At 73.5% G+C, this 21,760-nt stretch carries 20 protein-coding genes; 6 read left to right on the top strand and 14 right to left on the bottom strand.

Annotation, left to right across the window (positions count from 1 at the left end; genetic code table 11):
- Positions 1-35: 35 nt before the first annotated feature.
- Positions 36-980, bottom strand: coding sequence for a LysR family transcriptional regulator (locus ABD954_RS27860; protein WP_345490089.1), 945 nt, complete (start codon positions 978-980; stop codon positions 36-38).
- Positions 981-1,050: 70 nt separating this feature from the next.
- Here ABD954_RS27860 and ABD954_RS27855 point away from each other — a divergent pair, with 70 nt between their 5' ends.
- Positions 1,051-2,187 carry a TDT family transporter gene (locus ABD954_RS27855; RefSeq protein WP_345490087.1) on the top strand — a complete coding sequence of 379 codons (1,137 nt, stop codon included), beginning with the start codon at positions 1,051-1,053 and terminating at the stop codon, positions 2,185-2,187.
- On the opposite strand, the gene ABD954_RS27850 is transcribed toward ABD954_RS27855, so the two are convergent.
- The 4 genes from ABD954_RS27850 to ABD954_RS27835 form a co-directional block, all read right to left on the bottom strand.
- Positions 2,138-2,866 carry a helical backbone metal receptor gene (locus ABD954_RS27850; RefSeq protein ID WP_345490085.1) on the bottom strand — a complete coding sequence of 243 codons (729 nt, stop codon included), beginning with the start codon at positions 2,864-2,866 and terminating at the stop codon, positions 2,138-2,140. The two genes, ABD954_RS27855 and ABD954_RS27850, sit on opposite strands and share 50 nt — an antisense overlap.
- A 128-nt stretch (positions 2,867-2,994) precedes the next feature.
- The gene (locus tag ABD954_RS27845; protein ID WP_345490083.1) at positions 2,995-3,546 is read right to left on the bottom strand and encodes a helix-turn-helix domain-containing protein; all 552 of its coding nucleotides are present in this window, start codon (positions 3,544-3,546) and stop codon (positions 2,995-2,997) included.
- A 142-nt stretch (positions 3,547-3,688) separates the two neighbouring features.
- Positions 3,689-5,491 carry an ABC transporter permease/substrate binding protein gene (locus ABD954_RS27840; RefSeq protein WP_345490081.1) on the bottom strand — a complete coding sequence of 601 codons (1,803 nt, stop codon included), beginning with the start codon at positions 5,489-5,491 and terminating at the stop codon, positions 3,689-3,691.
- Positions 5,484-6,812 carry a quaternary amine ABC transporter ATP-binding protein gene (locus ABD954_RS27835; RefSeq protein ID WP_382745578.1) on the bottom strand — a complete coding sequence of 443 codons (1,329 nt, stop codon included), beginning with the start codon at positions 6,810-6,812 and terminating at the stop codon, positions 5,484-5,486. The genes ABD954_RS27840 and ABD954_RS27835 overlap by 8 nt, the downstream gene beginning before the upstream one ends.
- 544 nt (positions 6,813-7,356) lie before the next feature.
- Between ABD954_RS27835 and ABD954_RS27830 the strand changes: the two genes are divergently transcribed.
- Together ABD954_RS27830 and ABD954_RS27825 are read left to right on the top strand one after the other, a co-directional pair.
- The gene (locus ABD954_RS27830; RefSeq protein ID WP_345492514.1) at positions 7,357-8,262 is read left to right on the top strand and encodes a 5'-3' exonuclease; all 906 of its coding nucleotides are present in this window, start codon (positions 7,357-7,359) and stop codon (positions 8,260-8,262) included.
- A 58-nt stretch (positions 8,263-8,320) separates the two neighbouring features.
- Positions 8,321-9,157, top strand: a complete 837-nt coding sequence (locus ABD954_RS27825; protein WP_345490080.1) for a siderophore-interacting protein — start codon at positions 8,321-8,323, stop codon at positions 9,155-9,157.
- Positions 9,158-9,903: 746 nt separating this feature from the next.
- Here ABD954_RS27825 and ABD954_RS27820 read toward each other — a convergent pair.
- The gene (locus ABD954_RS27820; protein WP_345490078.1) at positions 9,904-10,566 is read right to left on the bottom strand and encodes a MerR family transcriptional regulator; all 663 of its coding nucleotides are present in this window, start codon (positions 10,564-10,566) and stop codon (positions 9,904-9,906) included.
- A 131-nt stretch (positions 10,567-10,697) separates the two neighbouring features.
- Here ABD954_RS27820 and ABD954_RS27815 point away from each other — a divergent pair, with 131 nt between their 5' ends.
- From ABD954_RS27815 to ABD954_RS27805, 3 genes are read left to right on the top strand one after another with little or no spacing between them, the layout of a single operon-like run.
- Positions 10,698-11,756 carry a hypothetical protein gene (locus tag ABD954_RS27815; protein WP_345490076.1) on the top strand — a complete coding sequence of 353 codons (1,059 nt, stop codon included), beginning with the start codon at positions 10,698-10,700 and terminating at the stop codon, positions 11,754-11,756.
- Positions 11,753-12,208 (top strand): ABA4-like family protein, encoded by a 456-nt coding sequence (locus ABD954_RS27810; RefSeq protein WP_345490074.1) that lies wholly within the window; start codon positions 11,753-11,755, stop codon positions 12,206-12,208. Before ABD954_RS27815 ends, ABD954_RS27810 begins: the two co-directional genes overlap by 4 nt.
- Positions 12,209-12,212: 4 nt before the next feature.
- On the top strand, positions 12,213-13,133 hold the full coding sequence (locus ABD954_RS27805; protein ID WP_345490072.1) for an ADP-ribosylglycohydrolase family protein: 921 nt from the start codon (positions 12,213-12,215) through the stop codon (positions 13,131-13,133).
- A 185-nt stretch (positions 13,134-13,318) separates the two neighbouring features.
- Here ABD954_RS27805 and ABD954_RS27800 read toward each other — a convergent pair whose 3' ends face one another.
- The 8 genes from ABD954_RS27800 to ABD954_RS27765 form a co-directional block, all read right to left on the bottom strand.
- Positions 13,319-14,710: a cytochrome P450 gene (locus tag ABD954_RS27800; protein WP_345490070.1), complete on the bottom strand. Its 1,392-nt coding sequence runs from the start codon at positions 14,708-14,710 to the stop codon at positions 13,319-13,321.
- Between the two features lie 113 nt (positions 14,711-14,823).
- Complete coding sequence (locus tag ABD954_RS27795) at positions 14,824-17,652, bottom strand: DEAD/DEAH box helicase (protein WP_345490068.1); 2,829 nt, start codon at positions 17,650-17,652, stop codon at positions 14,824-14,826.
- Positions 17,653-17,696: 44 nt separating this feature from the next.
- Positions 17,697-18,683: a diacylglycerol kinase gene (locus ABD954_RS27790; RefSeq protein ID WP_345490067.1), complete on the bottom strand. Its 987-nt coding sequence runs from the start codon at positions 18,681-18,683 to the stop codon at positions 17,697-17,699.
- A 38-nt stretch (positions 18,684-18,721) separates the two neighbouring features.
- Positions 18,722-19,672 (bottom strand): twin-arginine translocase subunit TatC, encoded by a 951-nt coding sequence (gene tatC / locus ABD954_RS27785; RefSeq protein WP_486389280.1) that lies wholly within the window; start codon positions 19,670-19,672, stop codon positions 18,722-18,724.
- Between the two features lie 59 nt (positions 19,673-19,731).
- Entirely contained in the window at positions 19,732-20,016 is a 285-nt protein-coding gene (tatA, locus tag ABD954_RS27780; RefSeq protein ID WP_345490066.1) for a Sec-independent protein translocase subunit TatA, read from the bottom strand.
- Between the two features lie 187 nt (positions 20,017-20,203).
- Entirely contained in the window at positions 20,204-20,401 is a 198-nt protein-coding gene (locus ABD954_RS27775) for a hypothetical protein (RefSeq protein WP_345490064.1), read from the bottom strand.
- Positions 20,402-20,435: 34 nt separating this feature from the next.
- The gene (locus ABD954_RS27770) at positions 20,436-20,690 is read right to left on the bottom strand and encodes a CpXC domain-containing protein (protein WP_345490062.1); all 255 of its coding nucleotides are present in this window, start codon (positions 20,688-20,690) and stop codon (positions 20,436-20,438) included.
- Positions 20,691-20,807: 117 nt separating this feature from the next.
- The gene (locus ABD954_RS27765) at positions 20,808-21,758 is read right to left on the bottom strand and encodes a helix-turn-helix transcriptional regulator (RefSeq protein ID WP_345490060.1); all 951 of its coding nucleotides are present in this window, start codon (positions 21,756-21,758) and stop codon (positions 20,808-20,810) included.
- Positions 21,759-21,760 lie beyond the last annotated feature (2 nt).

Raw genomic sequence — 21,760 nt, 5'->3', positions numbered from 1 at the left:
AGTCACCGGGCCGCGCCCGCCCGGCCGACGCGCCGTCACCCCCGCGTCAGCGACAGCAGATCCCGCGCCGGCCCCGTCGGCCGGTGACCCGCCGGCCACACGGCCCGCAGGTCCCGCCGCAGCAGCACCCCCGCCACCGGCACGGCCACCAGCCGCCGCGACGCCAGCTCCTCGGCGACGGCGAGCTCGCTCAGCACCGCGGGCCCCGCTCCGCTGACGGCGGCGGCCTTGACGGCCGTGGTGGAGGCGAGTTCCAGCAGCGGCTGCGCGAGTCCCCCGTGCGCGGCGAGGGCGGCGTCGAGCACCTGCCGGGTCCCGGAGCCGCGCTCGCGCAGCACCAGCGGGGTGGCGGCCAGCTCCGCCGGGTCGAGCGCGGCCCGGCGCCGGGCCCACGAGTGGGAGGGCGCCACGACGACGGCGAGCCGGTCGTGGGCGACGACGGTCCCGTCGAGGCCGTCGGGCACGGCGAGTCCCTCGACGAAGCCGAGGTCGGCCTCGCCGCCGAGCAGCCGCTCGGCGACGGCCGCCGAGTTCCCGGCCATGAGGGAGACGGCGGTGTCGGGCCGCTCGTTGCGCAGCGCGATGAGCCAGCCGGGCAGCAGGTACTCGGCGATGGTCATGGAGGCGGCGACCCGCAGCCGGGAGTCGCGCCGCCCGCGCAGCGCCTGCACCCCGGCGTCGAAGGCCTCGGCGGCTTCCACGATCCGCCGTGCCCAGTCGGTGACGAGCGCGCCCGCGTCGGTGAGCCGGGAGCCGCGCGGTGAACGGTCGACGAGGGCGACGCCGAGCTGACGCTCCATGGAACGGATGCGGCTGCTGGCGGCGGGCTGGGTGATGCCGACCTCGCGGGCGGCGCGGCCGAGGCTGCCGTGCCGGGCGACGGCGAGGAGCAGTTCGAGCGCGCCGAGGTCGGGGACGCGGTGGGACAGAAGGCGGACGACGTCCCTCGGCTCACTGCGCTCACTACGCTCACTGCTCATAAGATCAGCTTATGTCCTCATAGCCGGGACGTCCCTGGTCGGGGGCGTGGACCGGCGAAAAGATCGAGCCATGGCAACCCTCGCTCCCTCTCGCCGTCCGGCCCCCGTCGCCACCACCCCCGGCGCACGGTGGGCCGCGGTCCGTCACCTCGGCCCGAACTGGTACGCCTCGGTGATGGGCACCGCCGCCGTCGCCAACGCGGGGGCGGCCCTGCCGGTCGGCGTCCCCGGCCTGCGGACCGCCTGCACGGCGGTCTGGGCGCTCTCGCTGGCGATGCTGCTGACCCTGCTCGCCGCCCGCGCCCTGCACTGGACGCACCACCGCGACCAGGCCCGCGCCCATCTGCTGGACCCGGCGACCGCTCCGTTCTACGGGTGCCTGGCCATGGCGCTGCTCGCGGTGGGCGGCGGCGCGCTGATCTTCGGCCGGGACTGGATCGGCCTGCCCGCGGCCGTCGCCGTCGGCGCCGTCCTCTTCACGGCGGGCACGGTGACCGGCCTGGCGGCGGCGGTGGCCGTCCCGTACCTGATGGTGGCGCGCCACCGGATCGAGGGTGCCTCTCCGGTGTGGCTGCTGCCCGTGGTGGCCCCGATGGTGTCGGCGGCCCTCGGCCCGCTGCTGCTGCCCCATCTCCCCGCCGGCCAGGTGCAGCAGAGCTTCCTGATCGCCTGTCACGCGATGTTCGGCATCAGCCTGCTGGCGACCCTGGTGATGCTGCCCCTGGTGTTCGGGCGGCTGGTGACCGCGGGTCCGCTGCCGCTCGCCCTCACCCCCACCCTGTTCCTGGTCCTGGGGCCGCTCGGGCAGTCGACGACCGCGGCGAACGCGTTCGCCGACGCCGCGGCCGGGGTGCTCCCGGCCCCGTACGCGCACGCCTTCTCCGCCTTCGCCGTGCTCTACGGAGTCCCGGTGACCGGCTTCGCGCTGCTGTGGCTGGTTCTGGCCGGGGCGCTGGTGCTGCGGGCCCGCCGCCGGGGCATGGGGTTCGCGATGACGTTCTGGGCGTTCACCTTCCCGGTGGGCACCTGCGTGACGGGCGCCGAGGGCCTGGCCCGGCACACCGGGCTCGCCGCCTTCCGGTGGCTGGCGGTCGGCCTGTACGTGCTTCTCCTCGCGGCCTGGCTGGTGGCGGGCACCCACACCGTGCGCGGGCTGCTCAGCGGCGCGCTGCTCGCAGGGCCGCGGCCAGTGACCGCGGGGCGGTGACGAGCGAGGGCCCGTACCAGGTCAGGTGGCGTCCGTCGACGAGCGCGGCGGCGGCACCGGGGAATGCCTCGGGGCCGTCGTCGGCGGTGAAGCAGTAGGGCTCGTCGGGCAGCACCACCAGATCCGGCGCGGCGGCGTGGAGTTCTTCCAGCGGTACGCGCGGATAGCGTTCGGGGTGCTCGCCGTACAGGTTGCGCACGCCGAGCCGGGCGAGCAGGTCCCCGGCGAAGGTGTCGCGCCCGAGCACCATCCAGGGCCGCCGCCAGATCGGCACGACGGCGGTCAGGGGCGGGTCGTACGCCGCCGTGGAGGGCCCCACCGAGGCCCAGGCGGCCTCGGCCTCGTCGAGCCAGCGCGGCCGGCCCCGGACCCCGCAGGCGTCGAGGACGCGGGCGAGTTCGGCGAGGGCCTGGTCGAGGGTGCGGACCTCGGTGACGAGGACGTCCAGCCCGGCGGCCCGCAGGGCGTCGAGGTCCGGCCGCCGGTTCTCCTCCTCGTTGGCGATCACCAGGTCGGGCCGGAGGGCGGTGACGGCGGCGACGTCGGGGTTCTTGGTGCCGCCGACGCGTGCGGCGCCGCCCAGGTCCGCGGGGTGGGTGCACCAGTCGGTGACGCCGACGAGGGCGCCGGGCGCGGAGACGGCGACGGCCTCGGTGAGCGACGGCACGAGGGACACCACTCGGGGGCCGCCCCGCCGTCCCGCAGGGCTCGGGCGGCTTGGTGGGGTCGCAGGGCTCGGTGGGGTCGGTGGGGCCGGACGGCTCGGGCGGCTGGGTGGGGTCGGGCGGCCGGGAAGGTTCGGGTGGCTCACGCCTCCGCTGCCTCGATGTGGTCGGCGACGGACACGAAGACGAGCCGGGTGCCGGGCGCGGTGGCCCGCCAGCGGTGGCGCACCCCGCCGGAGAGGTAGAGGGTGTCGCCGCGTTCCAGGCGGTAGGCGCGGCCCTCGGCCTCGACCTCGGCGGCGCCGTCGGCGACGTACAGCAACTCGTCGTTGCGGTGGAGGAATTCCCGCCCCGCGTCCTGTTCGCCGGTGCACTCCAGGGCCTGGAGCTGGTGCCGGCCGCGGACCAGGGGCCGTACGCCGGGCGGCATGTCCCACAGCTCCTCGTCCGACCGTACGACGTCGACGGTGCGGGCGGCCTCGGCGGCGGCGAGCAGTTCGGCGGCGGTCGTCTCCAGGGCCGCGGCGACGAGCTGGAGGGAGCGGTCGCTGGGGCGGGCCCGCTCGTTCTCGACCTGGCTGAGGAAGGGCACGGACAGGCCGCTGCGCTGGGCGACGACGGCCAGGGTGAGCTGGAGCGCCCGGCGGCGCCTCTTGACGGCCGCGCCCACGCGCAGCGACTCCTTGTCGTCCATGTCGGCCCCCTCCCTCGTGCGTCGGTGTACCGGTCGGTTACCTGCACCTTACGCAGCTTTGGGGCGGGGTTTCGCGTCGTGGCGAAAAGGGGTGGTCGCCGAACACGTTCGGCGACCACCCCTTTTCGCAGCGCATCCGGATCTACTGCGGGACGAGCCGCTCCGCGACGCCCGGATTCCGGTCGAGCCAGGTGCGGACGGCTTCCTGCTCCTTGCCCTTTCCGGTCTCCTGGATGACCGCTTCGAGTCCGGTCAGTTCCTTCTCGCTGAGCTCGAAGTCCTTCAGCCAGGCGCCGACCTCGGGGTTGTCCCGGGTGAAGCCCTTGCGGGCGAGGGTGTGGACCCCGTCGCCCTTGCCCCAGCTGCCCTTGGGGTCCTTGAGCTTCTTGAGGTCGTAGGTGGAGTAGGCCCAGTGCGGCGACCAGAGGGTGGTGACGATCGGCTGCTTCTTGTCGTACGCGCGCTTGAGCTCGGCCAGCATGCCGGGGGTGGAGCCGTCGACGACCTCGTACTCGCCCGCGAGGCCGTAGTCCTTCAGGACCTTCTCCTTGAGGATGCCCATCATTCCGGCGCTCGGCTCGATGCCGACGATGCGGCCCTTGAACGTCCCGGCCCTGCCCTTGAGGTCGGCGAGGGTGTTCACGTCCTTCATGTACGAGGGGACGGTGAGCTCCAGGGAGGTGGGACCGTACCAGGAGCCGAGGTCCTCGAGCTCGTCGCGGTACTTCTCCCAGTACTGGGCGTGGGTGACGGGCAGCCAGGCGTCGGTCTGGAAGTCGATCTGGCCGCCGGCGAGACCGGTGTAGAGGGCGCCGGCCTCCAGCTGCCTGGTGTCGACCTCGTAGCCGCGGCGTTCGAGGAGTTCCTTCCAGAGGAAGGTGGAGGCGATGCCCTCGTCCCAGGGGATGTAGCCGAGGCTGATCTTCTTGCCCTGGCCGGTGCCGCCGCCGGACGCGGTGGAGGCGGTGCCGCCGCCGAGGAAGCCCATGCCGCCGGCGACGAGCGCCAGGACGACGACGCCGACGAGGGCGGTGACGGGCTGCGGGCGGTGGCTCCAGATCTTCGCGCCGGCGCGGGCGGCGGTCGCGGCGCGGGCCTTGGCGGCCGCGCGGCGGCCGAGCGGGGAGACCTGGCGGCCGAGGGCCGCGGTCATCCGGTCGAGGTACATGGCGAGGATGACGATGGAGATGCCGGCCTCGAAGCCGAGGCCGATGTCGACGTTGCCGATGGCGCGGTAGACGGCGCCGCCGAGTCCGCCGCCGCCGACCATGCCGGCGATGACGACCATGGACAGGCCGAGCATGATCACCTGGTTGACGCCGGCCATGAGGGTGGGCAGGGCGAGCGGCAGCTGCACGCGCAGCAGGGTGTTGCGCGGGGTGGTGCCGAACGCCTCGGCGGCCTCGACGAGTTCGCCGTCGACCTGGCGGATGCCGAGTTCGGTCATGCGCACGCCCGGCGGCAGGGCGAAGACGATGGTGGCGATGATGCCGGGCACCACGCCGACGCCGAAGAAGATGATGCCGGGGATGAGGTAGACCATCGCCGGCATGGTCTGCATGAAGTCCAGGACGGGGCGCAGTACGGCGCTGACGGCCTTGGAGCGGGCCGCCCAGATGCCGAGCGGTACGGCGATCACCAGGGTGACGAGGGTGGCGACGAGGACGAGCGAGAGGGTCGACATGGCGTCGTCCCACAGCTCGATGGAGTCCACGAGGGCGAAGCCCGCGAAGGCGAGGACACCGGCGGCGAGGCCGCGCAGCCACCAGGCGACGATCGCGAGGATGCCGGCGAAGAGCAGCGGGTGGGGTGCGGACAGGACGGCGTCGATGCCGTCGTAGAGGCCGGTGACGACGGTGGTGACGGCGTCGAAGAGCCAGGACAGCTGGGCCTGGAGCCAGTCGACGGTGCTGTCGACCCACTGGCCGAGGGGGAGCCTAGGCATCGGTGGTCACCTCCTTCGCGCCGGGGCCGGTATGCGTCCCGTCGGTGTCGCCTTCGGCCCGGGCGGTGGCATTGGCGGTCGGGGCGGTGGCGCGGGCGGCCTGCGCGGGCGGGGCGGTGACGCGGGCGGTGGCCTGGGCGGTCGGGGCGGTGGCCCGGGCGGTGGCGCGGCCGGCCTGCGCGGTCGGAGCGGCGGCCCGGGCGGTGGCCTGGGCGGGGATGTGCGGGTCGTCGGCGCGGCCGCCGGCGGCCTCGGCCACCGGGCCGGGGCGCACGTCGACGTCGAGGCCGCCCATGACGCCGAGGAGGCGGTCCTGGGCGACGACGCCGAGCCGCTCGCCGTCGGCGTTCTCCACGGGCACGGGGTGCAGGGAGCGCGCGGAGACCGTGCACAGCTCGGCGAGGGGCGTCTCGGGGGCGACCGGCCGGCAACCGCAGCCGGGCGGGCAGTCCTCGGGGGCGACGCTGCCGTCGGTCATCACCGCGGCCGCGGTGAGCACCCGGGTGCGGTCGACGTCCTGGGTGAAGGAGGCGACGTAGTCGTCGGCGGGCCGGACCAGGATGTCCTCGGCGGTGCCGAGCTGGACGATCCGGCCGTCGCGCATGACGGCGATGCGGTCGCCGAGGCGCATGGCCTCGTTGAGGTCGTGGGTGATGAAGACGATGGTCTTCTTCAGCTTCCGCTGCAGCACGAGCAGCTGGTCCTGCATGTCACGGCGGATCAGCGGGTCGAGGGCGCTGAAGGACTCGTCCATCAGGAGCAGGTCGGCGTCGGTGGCGAGGGCGCGCGCGAGGCCCACGCGCTGCTGCATGCCGCCGGACAGCTCGTCGGGCCAGGACTCCTCCCAGCCGGCGAGTCCGCACAGCTCCAGGGCCTCGGCGGCGCGCCGCCGGCGCTCGGCGCGCGGGACGCCCTGCACTTCCAGGCCGTAGGCGGCGTTCTCGAGGACGCTGCGGTGCGGGAAGAGCGCGAAGTGCTGGAAGACCATGCTGATCTTCCTGGACCGGACCTCGCGCAGCTCGCGCGGGGACAGGGCGGTGAGGTCGCGGCCGTCGTGGAGGACGCGGCCCGCGGTGGGGGTGAGCAGGCCGTTGAGCATGCGCAGCAGGGTGGACTTGCCCGAGCCGGACAGACCCATGACGACGAAGATCTGGCCGGGTTCGACGACGAAGGAGGCGTCGATCACGGCCGCCGTGGTGCCGTCGGCGCGCAGGGCGTCGCGGTCGGCCCCGGTCCCGTCGCCGGCGGCGAGTTCACGGACGGCTTCGTCGGGTCGTCTGCCGAACACCTTGTACAGGTGGTCGGCCTGGAGCCTGGACACATACACCTCACGAGTAGCAACGAGAACGGCCCTCCCCGCCGAGGACTTCGTCCTGGCGGGACCCCACCCCACAGCCGGGCCGTGGAGCGGGGCGGGATCGGCCCGCGTCACCCGTCGCGTACGGCGATTCTCATTCGGCTCGAATCGTTGAATCCCGTACCGGGTCCACTCCGGGCTCGCCCCTGCCCCGGCTCCGGAGAGGGAAACCAGAAGGTGACCGGGGTCACGCGCGGCGCCCGAGGGCACGGGGACGGGGGTGCCGGTGACCCGGGACGGCCGGGGGGTGGGGTTGCCGGGAGGGGTGGGGTTGCCGGGGGGTGAGGTTGCCGGGGGGTGGCGGGTGGCGGACCGGGGTTGGGGCGGGTGGGGAGGTGGGCCGGGTAGTGGCGGGTGGTGGGCCGGGTAGTGGCGGGTGGTGGGCCGGGGGGTGGCTGGTGGAGGGGCCGGGACGGCCCGGGGGGCGGAGTTGCCGGTGGGCCGGGGCTGCCGAGAGGCCGGAGTGTCGGCGGGGTGCGGCATGATCGGGGGTGTGACGCGACGCCTGATGCTCCTCGACACCGCCAGCCTCTACTTCCGCGCGTACTTCGGCGTGCCGGACTCGGTCCGGGCGCCGGACGGGACACCGGTGAACGCCGTACGCGGTCTGATCGACTTCATCGCGCGGCTGGTCCAGGACCACCGTCCGGACGACCTGGTGGCGTGCTGGGACGACGACTGGCGCCCGCAGTGGCGGGTGGACCTGATCCCCTCGTACAAGGCGCACCGCGTGGCCGAGGAGACGCCGGCCGGCCCGGACATGGAGGAGGTGCCGGACACGCTGGCGCCGCAGGTGCCGGTGATCGTGGAGGTGCTCGACGCGCTCGGGATCGCCCGGGTCGGCGCACCCGGTTTTGAAGCGGACGATGTGATCGGCACGCTGACGGAGCGGGCGGAGGGCCCGGTGGACATCGTCACGGGCGACCGGGACCTGTTCCAGCTGGTGGACGACGCGCGTGGGGTGCGGGTGCTGTATCCGCGCAAGGGCGTGGGCGACTGCGACCTGGTGGACGACGCGCTGATCCGTACGAAGTACGGGGTGCGGCCGGACCAGTACGCGGACATGGCGGCGCTGCGCGGCGACACCAGCGACGGCCTGCCGGGGGTCAAGGGCATCGGCGAGAAGACGGCGGCGCAGCTCATCACGGAGTACGGGGACCTGGCGGGGGTACGGGCGGCGGCGCTCGACCGGACGTCGCGGCTGACCCCGGCGAAGCGGCGGGGCATCGTGGAGGCGGCGGCCTATCTGGACGTGGCACCGACGGTGGTCCGGGTGGCGCGGGACGTTCCGCTGCCGGAGTTCTCGGCCGCACTGCCGAAGACGCCCCGGGACCCGGCCGCGCTGGCCGCGCTGGTCGAGCGGTGGGGGCTCGGCGGCGCGGTGGGCCGACTGCTGCCGGTGCTGGAGCGCTGACGGACCCCGGGATGCTAACTTAGGCTCACCTAAGTAATCACCGGAACGGGAGACCCTCGTGGCTGAAGCCCCCGCACGCAAGGCACCCACGGCCCATGAGGCCCAGGTGGTGCGCACGGAGCGGATCACCCCGCACATGGTGCGCCTCGTGCTCGGCGGCCCGGGGCTGCACGCCTTCGAAGTCGGCGAGTTCACCGACCACTACGTGAAGCTGCTCTTCGCCCCGGAGGGCGTGAGCTATCCGGAACCGTTCGACATGGAGCGGATCCGCGCCGAGTTCCCGCGCGAGCAGTGGCCGACGACCCGGACGTACACGGTACGGGCCTGGGACCCGGTCCACCGCGAGCTGACGGTCGACTTCGTGGTCCACGGCGACGAGGGCCTGGCCGGCCCGTGGGCGGCGCGGGCACAGCCGGGCGACACGGTGCGCCTCCTCGGCCCGGGTGGCGGCTACGCCCCGGACGAGGCCGCCGACTGGCACCTCCTGGTCGGCGACGAGAGCGCGCTTCCGGCCATCGCGGTCGCCCTGGAGCGGCTGCCGGAGGGCACGGCCGTGCACGCCTTCGTGGAGGTCGCGGACGCGTCCGAGGAGCAGAAGTTCGCGACCGCGGCGGGCGTGGAGGTCACCTGGCTGCACCGCGGCTCGCGCCCGACGGGCGAGGCCCTGATCGCGGCCGTCCGCTCCCTGGACTTCCCCGCCGGTGACGTCCACGCCTTCGTCCACGGCGAGGCCGGCTTCGTCAAGGACCTCCGCCGCCACCTCCGCCTGGAGCGCCAGATCCCGCGCGAACGGCTCTCCATCTCGGGCTACTGGCGCCTCGGCAAGACCGACGAGGCCTGGCGCGCGATCAAGCGCGAGTGGAACGAACAGGTGGAACGCGAGCAGGAGCGCTGACCCGCACCACGGACCGCACAGCGCGCGCACCCCAGGCACGCACACCGCACGCACGCCGCCCGAGGGGGCGGGAGCCGAAAACTCCCGCCCCCTCGGGCGTTGCCACGCCCGGCTTGGCCGGGGCGCCCAGACGGTCCGGGGGCCAAGGGGGCCGAAGGGGCCCAGGTGGCCCCGGGCGGCCAGGTGACCGAAGTGGCGCAGGTGCCCCCGGACGACCTGAGGGACCGAAGTGGCTCAGATGGCCGCGGGCAGCCAAGGGGGCCGAAGCGGCCCAGGTGGCCCCGGGCGGCCAGGTGACCGAAGTGGCGCAAGTGCCCCCGGACGACCTGAAGGACCGAAGCGACTCATATGGCCGCGGGCGACCAAGGGGGCCGAGGGGTTCAGGTGGCCGCGGGCGGCCGAGGGGACCGAAGTGGCACAGGTGAGCCCAAGCGGCCGAGGACGCCGAGGACGCCGAGGAGGCCCACGAGGCCCCGGGCGGCCAGGCGATCGAAGTGGTGCAGGTGACCCCGGACGACCTGAGGGACCGAAGCGGCACAGGTGAGCCCAAGCGGCCAGAGAGGCCGAGGACGCCGAGGAGGATCACGACGCCCCGGGCGACCAGGTGACTGAAGTGACTCAGGTGGCCGCGGGCGACCAAGGGGGCCGAGGGGTTCAGGCGGCCCCAAGCGACCGAGGGGACCGATGAGGCTCAGGTGGTCCCGGGCTGCCGAGGGGGCCCAGGTACCCCGGGCGGCCGAGGAGGCTCAGGAGGCGGGGGCGGCCCGGTCGGCTTCCGCTCCGAAGACCCGGCCCGAGGCGTCGATGTGGGCGATCCGGCGGAGGGCGGCGAACATGGCGTCGCCCAGGACCGTACCGATGACCACACTCTCCACGAGCTCCCCGCGGTCGACGTTGCGGGCCACGTAGTCGAGGTCCGTACGGGCCACCCGCTCGGCGGCGTCGGCGTAGTCGTCCAGCACCTCGGCGAAGCCCCCGTGGCCGACGTCGTCGAGGGCGGCGAGGGCGACCGCGAGGGCCTCGGCCGCCGGGGCCCCGGGGTAGGCGCGCCAGCCGCGGCGGGTGATCAGATCGGCGACCGCCGCGCGAGCGGCGGCGAGGGCGCCCTCCGGATCGTCCGCGCGCTCCTCGACGCGCGGCGTCACGAGGTTCGCCGCCGTACCCAGCATCTTGTGCACCGGGCGTTCCGGATCGTCGACCGCCGCGATGACCTCGCGGACACCGGCGACCGACAGGCCGCCCACGTCGAGCAGGGCGCGGATCAGACGCAGCCGCCGGACGTGCGACTCCTCGTACGAGGCCTGGTTCGGGCTCGTCAGCCGGCCGGCCGGCAGCAGCCCTTCCCGTACGTAGTACTTGATCGTCGGCACGGACACCCCGGTCCTGCGACTCAATTCTCCGATGCGCACCGCGCGTTCACCTTCCCGGTCGTACTCCGGCCTTGCCGACCGGCGTCCCCATCATAGATAGTGGCGCTATCAGATAGCGGGAAGCGCCGCTATCCATTCTGCGCTCATGCGCCTTCCACGGGGGGATCGCCATGTCCTCGGCACCACAGCTCCGCACGCTTCACCAGCCCCTGGTCTGGTTCGCCGCCTCGATGGCCGTGCTCGCGGTCTTCTCCGCCGGCGGGCTCGTCCTCGACGACCGCGTCCTGGTCGGCGCTCCGATCTGGGCGAAGCCCTTCAAGTTCGCGGTCTCCTTCATCGCCTACGCACTCACCCTCGCCTGGATGCTCTCCCTCCTCCCCGGCACCCGTGCCCGGCGGGTCGGCTGGTGGGCGGGCACGGTCGTCGCCGTCACCAGCCTCGGGGAGATGGTGCTCATCACCACGCAGGTCGTCCGCGGCAAGCAGAGCCACTTCAACAACGCGACGCCCTTCGACGCCGCCGTCTTCCAGGCCATGGGCATCACCGTCGTCGCCCTGTGGCTGGCCGCCCTCGTCATCGCGGTCCTGCTGCTACGCGCCCGCATCCTGGACCGTGCCACCGCCTGGGCCGTGCGGCTCTCCTCGCTCATCGCCCTCGCCGGCGCCGCCGTCGGCTTCCTGATGGTCCAGCCGACCCCGCAGCAACTCGCCGAGGACGACCCGGCGATCGTCGGCGCACACGGCGTCGGCGTGGTGGACGGCGGGCCTGGCATGCCCCTCACCGGCTGGTCCACCACCGGCGGCGACCTGCGCATCGCCCACTTCTTCGGCATGCACGCGCTCCAGCTGGTTCCGCTGGTCCTGCTCCTGCTGTCCGCGCTCGCCCCGCGCTTCGTCCGGCTCGCCGACGACCGGATCCGGCTGCGCATGGCCCTGATCGCGTCCGCCGCGTACGCCGCCACCTTCGTGCTGCTCACCTGGCAGGCGCTGCGCGGCCAGCCGCTCCTGTCCCCCGACGGCCTCACCGCCGCCGCGGCCGGCGCCATCGCCCTCCTCACCGCCGCCGCCACCGCCCTGGCGCTCCGCCGGGGGGCCTCCCCCTCCCCCTCCCCCACCCCTCCCTCCCCCAGCTCCCCCGCCCCAGCCCCCGCCTCTCCCTCCGTCCCCTCTGTCCCCTCCCCCTCCGTCCCCTCCGCCTCCGCCGTCGCTCGTCAGGAGTCCGAGGCATGACCGGCTTCCTCTTCGAGCTCTCCTTCCTCCTCGCGGCGCCCGTCTGGCTGCTGATGATCTTCGCGCCGGGTCGCCGGCTCACCGACCGGATCGCGGCCTCACCGCTCACCGTCCTGCCGGTCCTGGCCGTCTACCTGGTCCTCGCCGTGCCCGTGCTGCCCGAGCTCTGGGCAGCGGTCAGCAGCCCGGACATCGACACCTTCCGCGACCTCACCACCCTCGCGAACGGCGCGGGCGCCCTCTGGGCGCAGGTCATCGCCTGGGACCTCCTCCTCGGGCAGTGGATGTACCGCGAGGGCCGCCGTCTCGGCCTCTCCCCCTGGCTGATGGGGCCACTGCTCGTCCTGACCGTCCTGCTCTCCCCGTTCGCGCTCCTCCTCTTCCTCCCGATCAGGGCCCTGCGCGGCACCCGAGAACTCGCTGCCGCCCGGCCGGCCCGGCGCCTACCCTGACGCCATGCGCTACGAGGACCGGGCCGTGGGTGCCGTGCTGGGCTCCGCCGTGGGGGACGCCCTGGGCGCTCCTTTCGAGTTCGGGCTCCCCGGGGTGTTCCGGGAGCGGTTCGCGGGCGGGACCGGTGAGATGTGCGGGGGCGGCGGGTGGGAGCCCGGGGAGGCCACCGACGACACGCAGATGGCCGTGCTCGTCGGGGAGTCGCTCCTGGAACGGGGCGGGCTGGATCCGGCGGACGTCTTCGACCGGTTCCGCCGCTGGGCCGGGTCCGAGCCGAAGGACATCGGGCTCCAGACCGAGGCCGTGCTGCTCGGCGGTGACCCCTGGGACACCGCCGCCGCCCTGCACTTCCAGGTCAACGGCCGCGGCGCGGGCAACGGTTCACTCATGCGGGCCGCGACCTCCGCCGTGTACTTCGCCTCCGCCGGCCGTGTCGCCACCATGGCCGCGGCCCGGCGGATCGCCGCCCTCACCCACGGGGACGGCGCTGCCTGGGAGGGCACCGCCGTGCTCCACGAGCTGGTGCGCGTGGCCCTGCTTGGAGAGGACCCTCTCGCGGTGGTGTCCGACGTCCTCGACGAGGTGGACGAACGCCATCGAGAACGGTGGGCGATCGTCCTGGCACCCGGCTGGCGGCCCGAGGACGCCACGGAGTTCAACGGAGCCGTCTGGCCCTGCCTCGGCTCGGCCCTCTGGGCGCTGCGCACCACGGATTCGTACGAGTCCGCCGTCTCCGCGGCGATCGACCTGGGCGGCGACACCGACACCGTCGCCGCCGTGACCGGCATGCTCGCCGGCGCCGTCCACGGGCCGGCAGGCATCCCGGCCCGCTGGACGGCCGCTCTGCACGTCCCGCTGCCGGGATTCGGGGAGCGGGTCCTGCGCGCCGGTGACCTCCGCGACCTCGCGCTCGCGCTGGCCTGACCGGGCCGCCGCGCCGGAAGGCCCAGCGCTCGCCCCGGCCTGACGACCGCCACGCCGGAAGGCCCCGTCCCCCCGGAGTGGCGCCCTGGCCTGACGACCGCCACGCCGGAAGGCCCCGTCGCCCCGGAGTGTGCCGTCGGCTCGGCCCAGGTCAGCGCCCCGCGCCCGGGAAGGGCCTCGCGCGGCTACCGCGCCCGCACCGTCGCCAGCACGTCCCGGTCCGGTTGCAGCGTCAGCGACGGCACCGGGCGTATCTCCTCGCTGTCGACGTCGAGGCGGTAGCGGCGGGCCAGGACGGCGAGCACCAGGACGGCCTCGACCATGGCGAAGCGGGTGCCGAGGCAGACGCGGGGTCCGCCGCCGAACGGGAACCAGGCGTACTCCGGTATCTCCTCGGCCTGCCCGTCCTCGCCGTCGTCGGCGCCCGTCCAGCGCTCGGGCCGGAACTCCAGCGGATCCCGGTACCACCGCCCGTCCCGGTGGGTGGCCCACTGGCTGCTCCACACCCGGGTGCCGGGCGGGACCGGGGTGCCGCCCAGGGTGGCGCCCTCCTTGGCGAGGCCGGTGATCAGCCAGACGGTGGGATAGAGCCGCAGGGTCTCCTTCACCACGGCCTGGGTGTAGGTGAGCCGGGCGTAGTCGTCGAATCCGGGCTCGCGGTCGCCGAGCACCCGGTCGAGCTCGGCGCCGAGCGCTTCCTGGACGCGCGGGTTGCGGGAGAGGAGGTACCAGGCCCAGACGAGGGTGGAGCTGGTGGTCTCGTGCCCGCCGATGTAGAGGGTGACGGTCTCGTCGCGGATCTCCCGGTCGGAGAGGTGGGCGCCGGTCTCGTCCTGGGCGGCGAGGAGCCGGCTGAGCAGGTCGGGCCGTTCGCCGTCGCCGTCGCGGTGGCGGGCGACGACCCGGGACACCTCGGCGTCGATGACGGCCGTGGCCCGTCTGACCCGGGCCCGGCCGGGGGTGGGGACCCAGTCGGGCAGGATCGCGCCGATGCCGCTGAACTCGGCGCCGATCTCCCGCTGGGCGACGTCCATGGCGCGGCCGATGGATGCGGCGTCGGCGGCGGTGTCGACGCCGAAGATGGTGCGGACGGCGATGAGTTGGGTGAGGGCGGCCATCTCCCGTCTGATGTCGACGCGCTGTCCGTCGGCCCACCGTTCGGCCAGGTCGACGGCGCATTCGGCCATGGTGGCGGCGTAGGACTTGACCTGTCGGGGTCGGACGGAGGGCTGGACGAGGGAGCGCTTGCGCCGCCAGTCGGGGCCCTTGGCGACGACGACGCCGTTGCCGAGCAGGGTGCGGAAGGCGATGCCGAGGTCGGGCTGGTCGAAGGTCCGCTCGACCTCGGTGAGGAGTTCGCCGATGGTCTCGGGGTGGGCGATGAACAGTGCGGGGGTGCGGCCGAAGCGCCAGCGGACGAAGTCCCCGCGCTCACGCAGCCGTTCGAAGAAGGCGAGCGGGTCCTTGCCGAATTCGGGAAGGTTTCCCAGCACGGGGACGCCTCGGGGGCCCCGTACGGTCTTCCGTCCGTCCGCCGTCGTGGTGACGACGGCGGACGGACCGGCTTGCGTGGTCACGTGCGTTTCCTTCCGGAGATGCTGCCCCAACTCTCGTGCGTGCGTACGAGTTCATGGAAGCGGAAGGAAGCGGCACCGCGCCACCCTTGTGGATAACTCCTGTCAGTTCACCGTCAGCCGACGGAGCTGTAGGCGACGACGCCCCGGAGCAGGCTGTCCACGGCCTTGCGCGCGTTCTTCGCCACCGTGCTGTTCTCGCGGGGCGCGGCGGCGGCGATCTGGCCGAGGACGTCGATGACCTGCTTGCACCAGCGGACGAAGTCGCCGGCGGGCATCTCGGCCTCGCGGAGCACCTCGTCGAGCCCCTTGTCGGAGGCCCACTGGTAGGCGGCCCAGGCGAAGCCGAGGTCGGGTTCGCGCTGTCCGACGCCTTCGGCCTGGTGGAGCTTGAACTCCTCCTCCAGGGCGTCGAGGCGGCCCCAGATGCGCACCATCTCGCCGAGTGCCGCCTTGGCCTTGCCGGTCGGCAGCTTGGGCGCGACGGCGTCGTCGGCCTGCCGGGCCTCGAAGACGAGGGCGGAGACGCAGGCGGCCAGCTCGGCCGGGTTGAGGCCCTCCCAGACGCCCTCGCGCAGGCATTCGCTGGCGAGCAGGTCCAGTTCGCCGTAGAGCCGGGCGAGCCGCTTTCCGTCGTCGGTGACCTGGTCGTCGCGCAGGTAGTCGAGCTCGGTGAGGAGCGCGACGATGCGGTCGAAGGTGCGGGCGATGGTGTTGGTGCGGCCCTCGATGCGCCGCTCCAGCTGCCGGGTGTCGCGCTGCAGACGGTGGTAGCGCTCGGCCCAGCGGGCGTGGTCCTCGCGCTCGTCGCAGCCGTGGCAGGGGTGCGCGCGGATCTCGGTGCGCAGGCGGGCGATCTCGCGGTCGTCGGCGGCGGCCGCGCGCTGCTTGCGGTGCCGCTCGGGGTTGATGTGTCCGGCCTTGCTGCGCAGCGCGGAGGCGAGGTCGCGGCGGGACTGGGGCGACCTGGGGTTGAAGGACCGGGGGATCCGCATGCGCTCCAGCGGTTCGACCGGGACCGGGAAGTCGATCGAGGCGAGCCGCTTGACCTGCCGCTCCGCGGTGAGGACGAGGGGGCGGGGGCCGTCGTGGTGCTCGAAGCCGCGGTGCCCGTTGGTGCGGCCGGCCGGGACGCCGGGGTCGAGGACCAGGGCGAGGCCGGCGAACTTTCCGGTGGGCACGTGGATGACGTCGCCGGGCTTGAGCCGCTCCAGGGAGGCGGCTGCCTGGGCGCGGCGCTGGGCGGCGCCCTGCTTGGCCAGTTCGGTCTCGCGGTCCTTGAGCTCGCGGCGGAGCCGGGCGTACTCCTCGAAGTCGCCGAGGTGGCAGGTCATGCCCTCCCGGTAGCCGTGGAGGCCCTCCTCGTTCTTCTGGACCTGGCGGGAGATCCCGACGACCGAGCGGTCGGCCTGGAACTGGGCGAAGGAGGTCTCGAGGAGCTCGCGGGAGCGGTGCCGGCCGAACTGGTCGACCAGGTTGACGGCCATGTTGTAGGACGGCTTGAAGCTGGAGCGCAGCGGATAGGTGCGGGTGCCGGCGAGGCCGGCGAGGTGGCCGGGGTCCATGCCGCGCTGCCACAGGACCACGGCGTGGCCCTCGACGTCGATGCCGCGGCGGCCGGCCCGGCCGGTGAGCTGGGTGTATTCGCCGGGGGTGATGTCGGCGTGCTGTTCCCCGTTCCACTTCACGAGCTTTTCGAGGATGACCGTGCGGGCCGGCATGTTGATGCCGAGCGCCAGGGTCTCGGTGGCGAAGACGGCCTTGACGAGGCCGCGGACGAAGAGCTCCTCGACGACTTCCTTGAAGGTGGGGAGCATGCCGGCGTGGTGGGCGGCGATGCCGCGCTCCAGTCCTTCGAGCCACTCGTAGTAGCCGAGGACGTGGAGGTCCTCGCGGGGGATGGAGGCGGTGCGCTCCTCGACGATCTCGCGGACGCGGCGGCGTGCGTCGTCGTCGTTGAGCCGGAGGCCCGCGTAGAGGCACTGCTGGACGGCGGACTCGCAGCCGGCCCGGCTGAAGATGAAGGTGATGGCGGGCAGCAGGCCCTCGGCGTCGAGGCGCTCGATGACCTCGGGGCGTCCGGGGGTCCAGATGCGGGAGCGGGCGCGCCGCTCGCGCTCGCGGTCGGCCTCGCGGACCATCTTGCCGCGGCGCCGGTCGCGCGGGTTGTACGTGCGGGAGTTCTCGGTGCGGGCCAGGCGGAGCAGGTCGGGGTTGACCTCGCGGCGGGAGGCGCCGCGGCCGCCGTGGTCGGTCTCCTCCTCGAAGAGGTCGTACATCCGGCGGCCGGCCAGGACGTGCTGCCACAGGGGCACGGGGCGGCTCTCGGAGACGATGACCTCGGTGTCGCCGCGGACGGTGTCGAGCCAGTCGCCGAACTCCTCGGCGTTCGACACGGTCGCGGAGAGCGACACGAGGGTCACGGATTCGGGGAGGTGGATGATCACTTCCTCCCAGACGGCGCCGCGGAAGCGGTCGGAGAGGTAGTGCACCTCGTCCATGACGACGTAGCCGAGGCCGGAGAGCGCCTGGGACCCCGCGTAGAGCATGTTGCGGAGGACCTCGGTGGTCATCACGATGATCGGGGCGTCGCCGTTGACGCTGTTGTCGCCGGTGAGCAGGCCGACCTTGGCGTGGCCGTACCGCTTGACGAGGTCGGCGTACTTCTGGTTGGAGAGCGCCTTGATGGGCGTGGTGTAGAAGCACTTGCGGCCCTGGAGCAGGGCGAGGTGGACGGCGAACTCGCCGACGATGGTCTTGCCGGATCCGGTGGGGGCGGCGACGAGCACGCCCTTGCCGGCCTCGAGGGCCTGGCATGCCTCGATCTGGAAGGGGTCCAGACCGAAGTCGTACATCTCGCGGAAGGGGGCCAGCGCGGTGGCCTGCTCCGCGTTGCGGGCGCGGGCAGCCGCGTACGCCTCGGCTGGTGTGAGGTCCTCTGTCATCTTGTTGTCGAGCCTACCCGCCCCCTCTGACAGTGACGCGATCTTTATCGTGCGGCTTCGGCCGGGGTGGCCGGCGGGGCCAGGACACGCAGGGCGCCGGGTACGCAGCGGGCGGTGAGGGGCAGCGGGCCGGCGGGCTCGCCGTCGGCGTAGCCGGTGGTGCCGGGGGCGTCGAGGGTGAGGGAGCGGACCCGGTGGACGGTGACCTGGGGGTGGTCGAGGTGGGTGCCCCTGTAGACGCGCGGGAAGACCTTGATCAGTTCGGCGCGTCCGCAGTTCCCGACGACGGTGACGTCGAGCAGTCCGTCGTCCAGGGCGGCGCCGGCGCAGATGCGCATACCGCCTCCGTAGGAGGTGCCGTTGCCGACGGCGACGAGGGTGGCCTCGATGTGGAGCTCGGTGGTGTCGTCGAGGACGAGCCGGTACGGGACGGGGCGGAAGGCGGCGAGCTCGGCGAGGATCGCGAGGTCGTACTTGAAGCGTCCGGCGGGCAGTCTCATGCGGTTGCCGCGGTCGTTGACCCGGGAGTCGAAGCCGGAGGCGAGGACGGTGCCGAACCAGCGCCCGCCGTCGTTTCCGGGGCCGGCCGTTCGGGCGCTGCCCGTCCCGTGGGCGTCCGTGCCGCCGGTGCCGTGCTGGATCCGGCCGAGGTCGACGGTGCGTCCCCCGCCGCCCTTGAGGGCCTCGGCGGCGGCGCGGCCGGCCGCGGCGGGGTCGCGTACGGGCAGTCCGAGGCAGCGGGCGAAGTCGTTGCCGGTGCCGACGGCGATCACGCCGAGGGGGGTGTTCGTGCCGGCGACGGCCTGGAGGGCGAGCGAGACCATGCCGTCGCCGCCGACCGCGACGAGGGCTCCGGTGCCGCCCCGGACGGCGTCGTGGGCGCGCCGGAGAGCGTCGTCGGCGTCGTGGCCGAGGACGGTGCGGACCGGGAATCCGGCGTCCCGGAGCGCGCGGGCGGCCGGCTGCGCGGCGTGCGCGCCCCGGCCGCGTCCGGCGGTGGGATTGACGAAGAGGGTGATCTCGCTGGTCATTGGGGTCCCCCATGGAGTCTGCGGGGGACCCTACAAGATCAGGTGATGTCGTCGTAACCGTTGATCCGGTGCTGCCGGCCGACGTCCGGTTCGCCGGTGGCCTGCTCGGGCAGGGCCGTCCGGGCGGCGGACACGGGCTCGATCGCGCCGACCGCCTCGGGGGTCAGGTCGAGCACGGACGCCTCGTCGTCGTCGAGCTCGGCGTCGGGGTTCTTGCGGCGGCGGCGCCTGTCGTTGAGCAGCGAGAAGCCGACGGCGGCCCCGTACAGGACCGTGATCGGGCCGGCCAGGGCGAGCATGCCGACGGGGTCGGTGGTGGGGGTGATGAGGGCGCCGAAGACGAAGACGCCCATGATCACGCCGCGCCACCAGCCGGCCATGCGCCTGCCGGTGAGGACGCCGGTGAGGTTCAGCATCACCAGGACGAGCGGGAGCTCGAAGGCGAGGCCGAAGACGAGCACCATGCGCAGGGTGAAGTCGAGGACGTCGCCGAGGGACAGGATGTTCGCGGAGCCGCCGGGCGTGAGGCTGATGAGCACCTTCACGCTGATGGGGAGGATGAGGTACGCGAGGTAGGCGCCGGCGGTGAAGAGCGGGACCGCGGCGCCGACGAAGGCGTACGTGTACTTCTTCTCGTGCTTGTGCAGTCCGGGCGCGACGAAGGCCCAGAGCTGGTACAGCCAGACGGGGCTCGCGACGACGAGGCCCGTCGTCAGGGACAGCTGGATCGTCGTGCTGAAGGGGGCCATCAGCGTGTTGAAGGAGACGATCGCGCAGTTGCCGCCGTCGCTGGTGACGCCGGGTCCGCACTTGGGCACCGACTTCGTCAGGAACTGCATCAGGTCCTCGCTGTACACGAGGGCCACGACGGTCACCGCGGCGATGGCCAGCAGGCCCTTCGCGAGGCGGTTGCGAAGTTCACGCAGGTGTTCCACGAGGGGCATGCGGCCCTCGGGGTCCTTCTCCTGCTTGCGGGCAGACTTGAGCAACCCACGTCCTCATCTCGTGCGGCAGCCGCCGCTCCGGGCGGCGGCCGCGGCGGACCGGGTCAGCGCTTGGTGGTGTCGGTGGGCTCGCTCACGGGACGCGAGCTGGTCACGTCTCCGGGGGCGGCCTGGATGGTGCGCGGAGCGGGCTGGTCCTGAGGGCCGGCGTGGGGCGGGTCGGCGGGGGCGCTCTGCTGGTCGTCGGACTTCATCGCCTTGGCCTCGCTCTTGAGGATGCGGGCGGACTTGCCCAGGGAACGGGCCATGTCCGGGAGCTTCTTGGCGCCGAACAGCAGGATGATCACGACGAGGATCAGGATGATCTCGGTGGGGCCGAGCCTACCCATAGCTGTTTACCTTCTTCACCGAGGCGACATTGGAGTGCGTGCCCGGCCGGTCGGACGTGCGTCCGGCCACCCGCGCTGCTAGCGATCGTAACCCGCAGGAGTAAACGGGCGGCAATGCCTGTGCGTACGGGCGATTGCGCGGCACGCGCGCGCGGCGGGCGCGGTCCGCGCGGCGCGGGGCGTGAATTCAGCGCAGTGTCTCGCCCGTTCGCGCCAGGTCGACGGCGGCCTGTTCGAGGTCTTCGGCGGCCTGGTTGATGCGCTGTGTGGTGCGGGCCACTTGACGGCCGAGGCGCTGGGCCTCCAGGAAGACCTTGATGCCGAGGATGCCGAGGACGGCGATGCCGAGGAAGCCGAGGGCGATGGCGAGCATGGGCCAGAACATGGGGCGAGCCTAGACGTTCCGGGCGGGGGCGGGCTCAGGCGGTGGTGTGCAGGCGCAGGGTGCGGACCCCGCCGCCGGTGAGCAGTTCCACGATCCGCTCCCCCGCGGGCTTGCGTACGGCGCTGCCGCACTCGGGGCAGGTGAAGGAGTAGAAGGTGGTGCGGCGGCTGGCGCCGATGGCGAGGCGCAGGGCGCCGGCGGAGAGTTCGAAGCGGGAACGGCAGTCGGGGCAGGCGGCCTTGAAGTGGACCGGGGCGACCGACGTCGCCAGGCCGGACATTGCGGACATTTCCCTCAACTCTCCCCACTGCGCTACGGCTACGCGTCTCACTGGGAACAGCGTCCGGTCCCCCCGGAACGTCACATTCCCCCTGCTGGCCCGGCGCTCGTCGCCCCGGGCGGACCCTCAGCCCTCGTAGGCGGCCAGCGCCGCCGTGGCGGCCTCGCGCGCGCTGTCCGCGAGCTCCTGCGGCGCGACGATCCGGCCGTCGCTGCCGAGCCGCAGCGCGAGCCTCCGCAGCGAGGCGGGCGCCGGGGTCCGCAGGGTGATCCGGAGCCCTCCGTCGGGCAGCTCCTCGGCCCGGTCGTGCGGGTAGTACTCGGCGACCCAGCGGCCTCCGGGTCCGACCTCGACCACGACCTCCGGGTCCTCGGCGGACGGCTGCACGAGGCCCTCCGACAGGTCCCTCAGTTCGATCTCCGGCGGCGCGGCCGGCGCGTCGAGGATCCGGATCTCGGCGACCCGGTCGAGGCGGAAGGTGCGGCGGGCCTCCGACAGCCGGCACCACGCCTCCATGTACGTGTGCCCCACGGCGAAGAGCCGGATCGGGTCCACCTCGCGCTCGGTGAGCTCGTCGCGGGCCGGCGAGTAGTAGCGCAGCCACAGCCGCCGTCGCTCGGAGATCGCCCGGTCCACCTCGGCGAAGACCCCGCCCTCGGACTCGAAGGTGACCGAGAGCCGGGAGCTGGCGCCGGCCGCCTCTCCGGCCGCCGCCTCCAGCTTGGCGGTGGCGCGCAGCAGCGCCTCGCGGTCGCCCTCGCGCAGGCCCGGCAGGGTCGCGACCGCCCGTGCCGCCACCAGCAGGGCGGTCGCCTCGTCGGCGGCCAGCCGCAGCGGGGCCGCGACGTCGTCGGGGTTGTGCCACCAGATCCGGTCGCCGTCGGTGTCGATGTCGAGGAGGTCGCCGCCGCGGAAGCTGGTGCCGCACATCGGCAGCACGTCGAGGTCCGAGATCAGCTCGTCCTCGGTGATCCCGAAGGCCCGGGCGACGTCCGCGACGTGCGCCCCGGGGCGCTCGCGGAGGTAGGTGACGAGGGACAGCATCCGCCTCGTCTGGTCGATGGCGTTCGTGGCCATGG

Origin of the sequence: Streptomyces roseoviridis (assembly GCF_039535235.1) — a bacterium.
In the GTDB taxonomy this organism is placed as follows: Bacteria; Actinomycetota; Actinomycetes; order Streptomycetales; family Streptomycetaceae; genus Streptomyces; species Streptomyces roseoviridis.
Note: the sequence above shows the minus strand (reverse complement) of the source record. Positions and strands in the feature narration are given on the sequence as shown.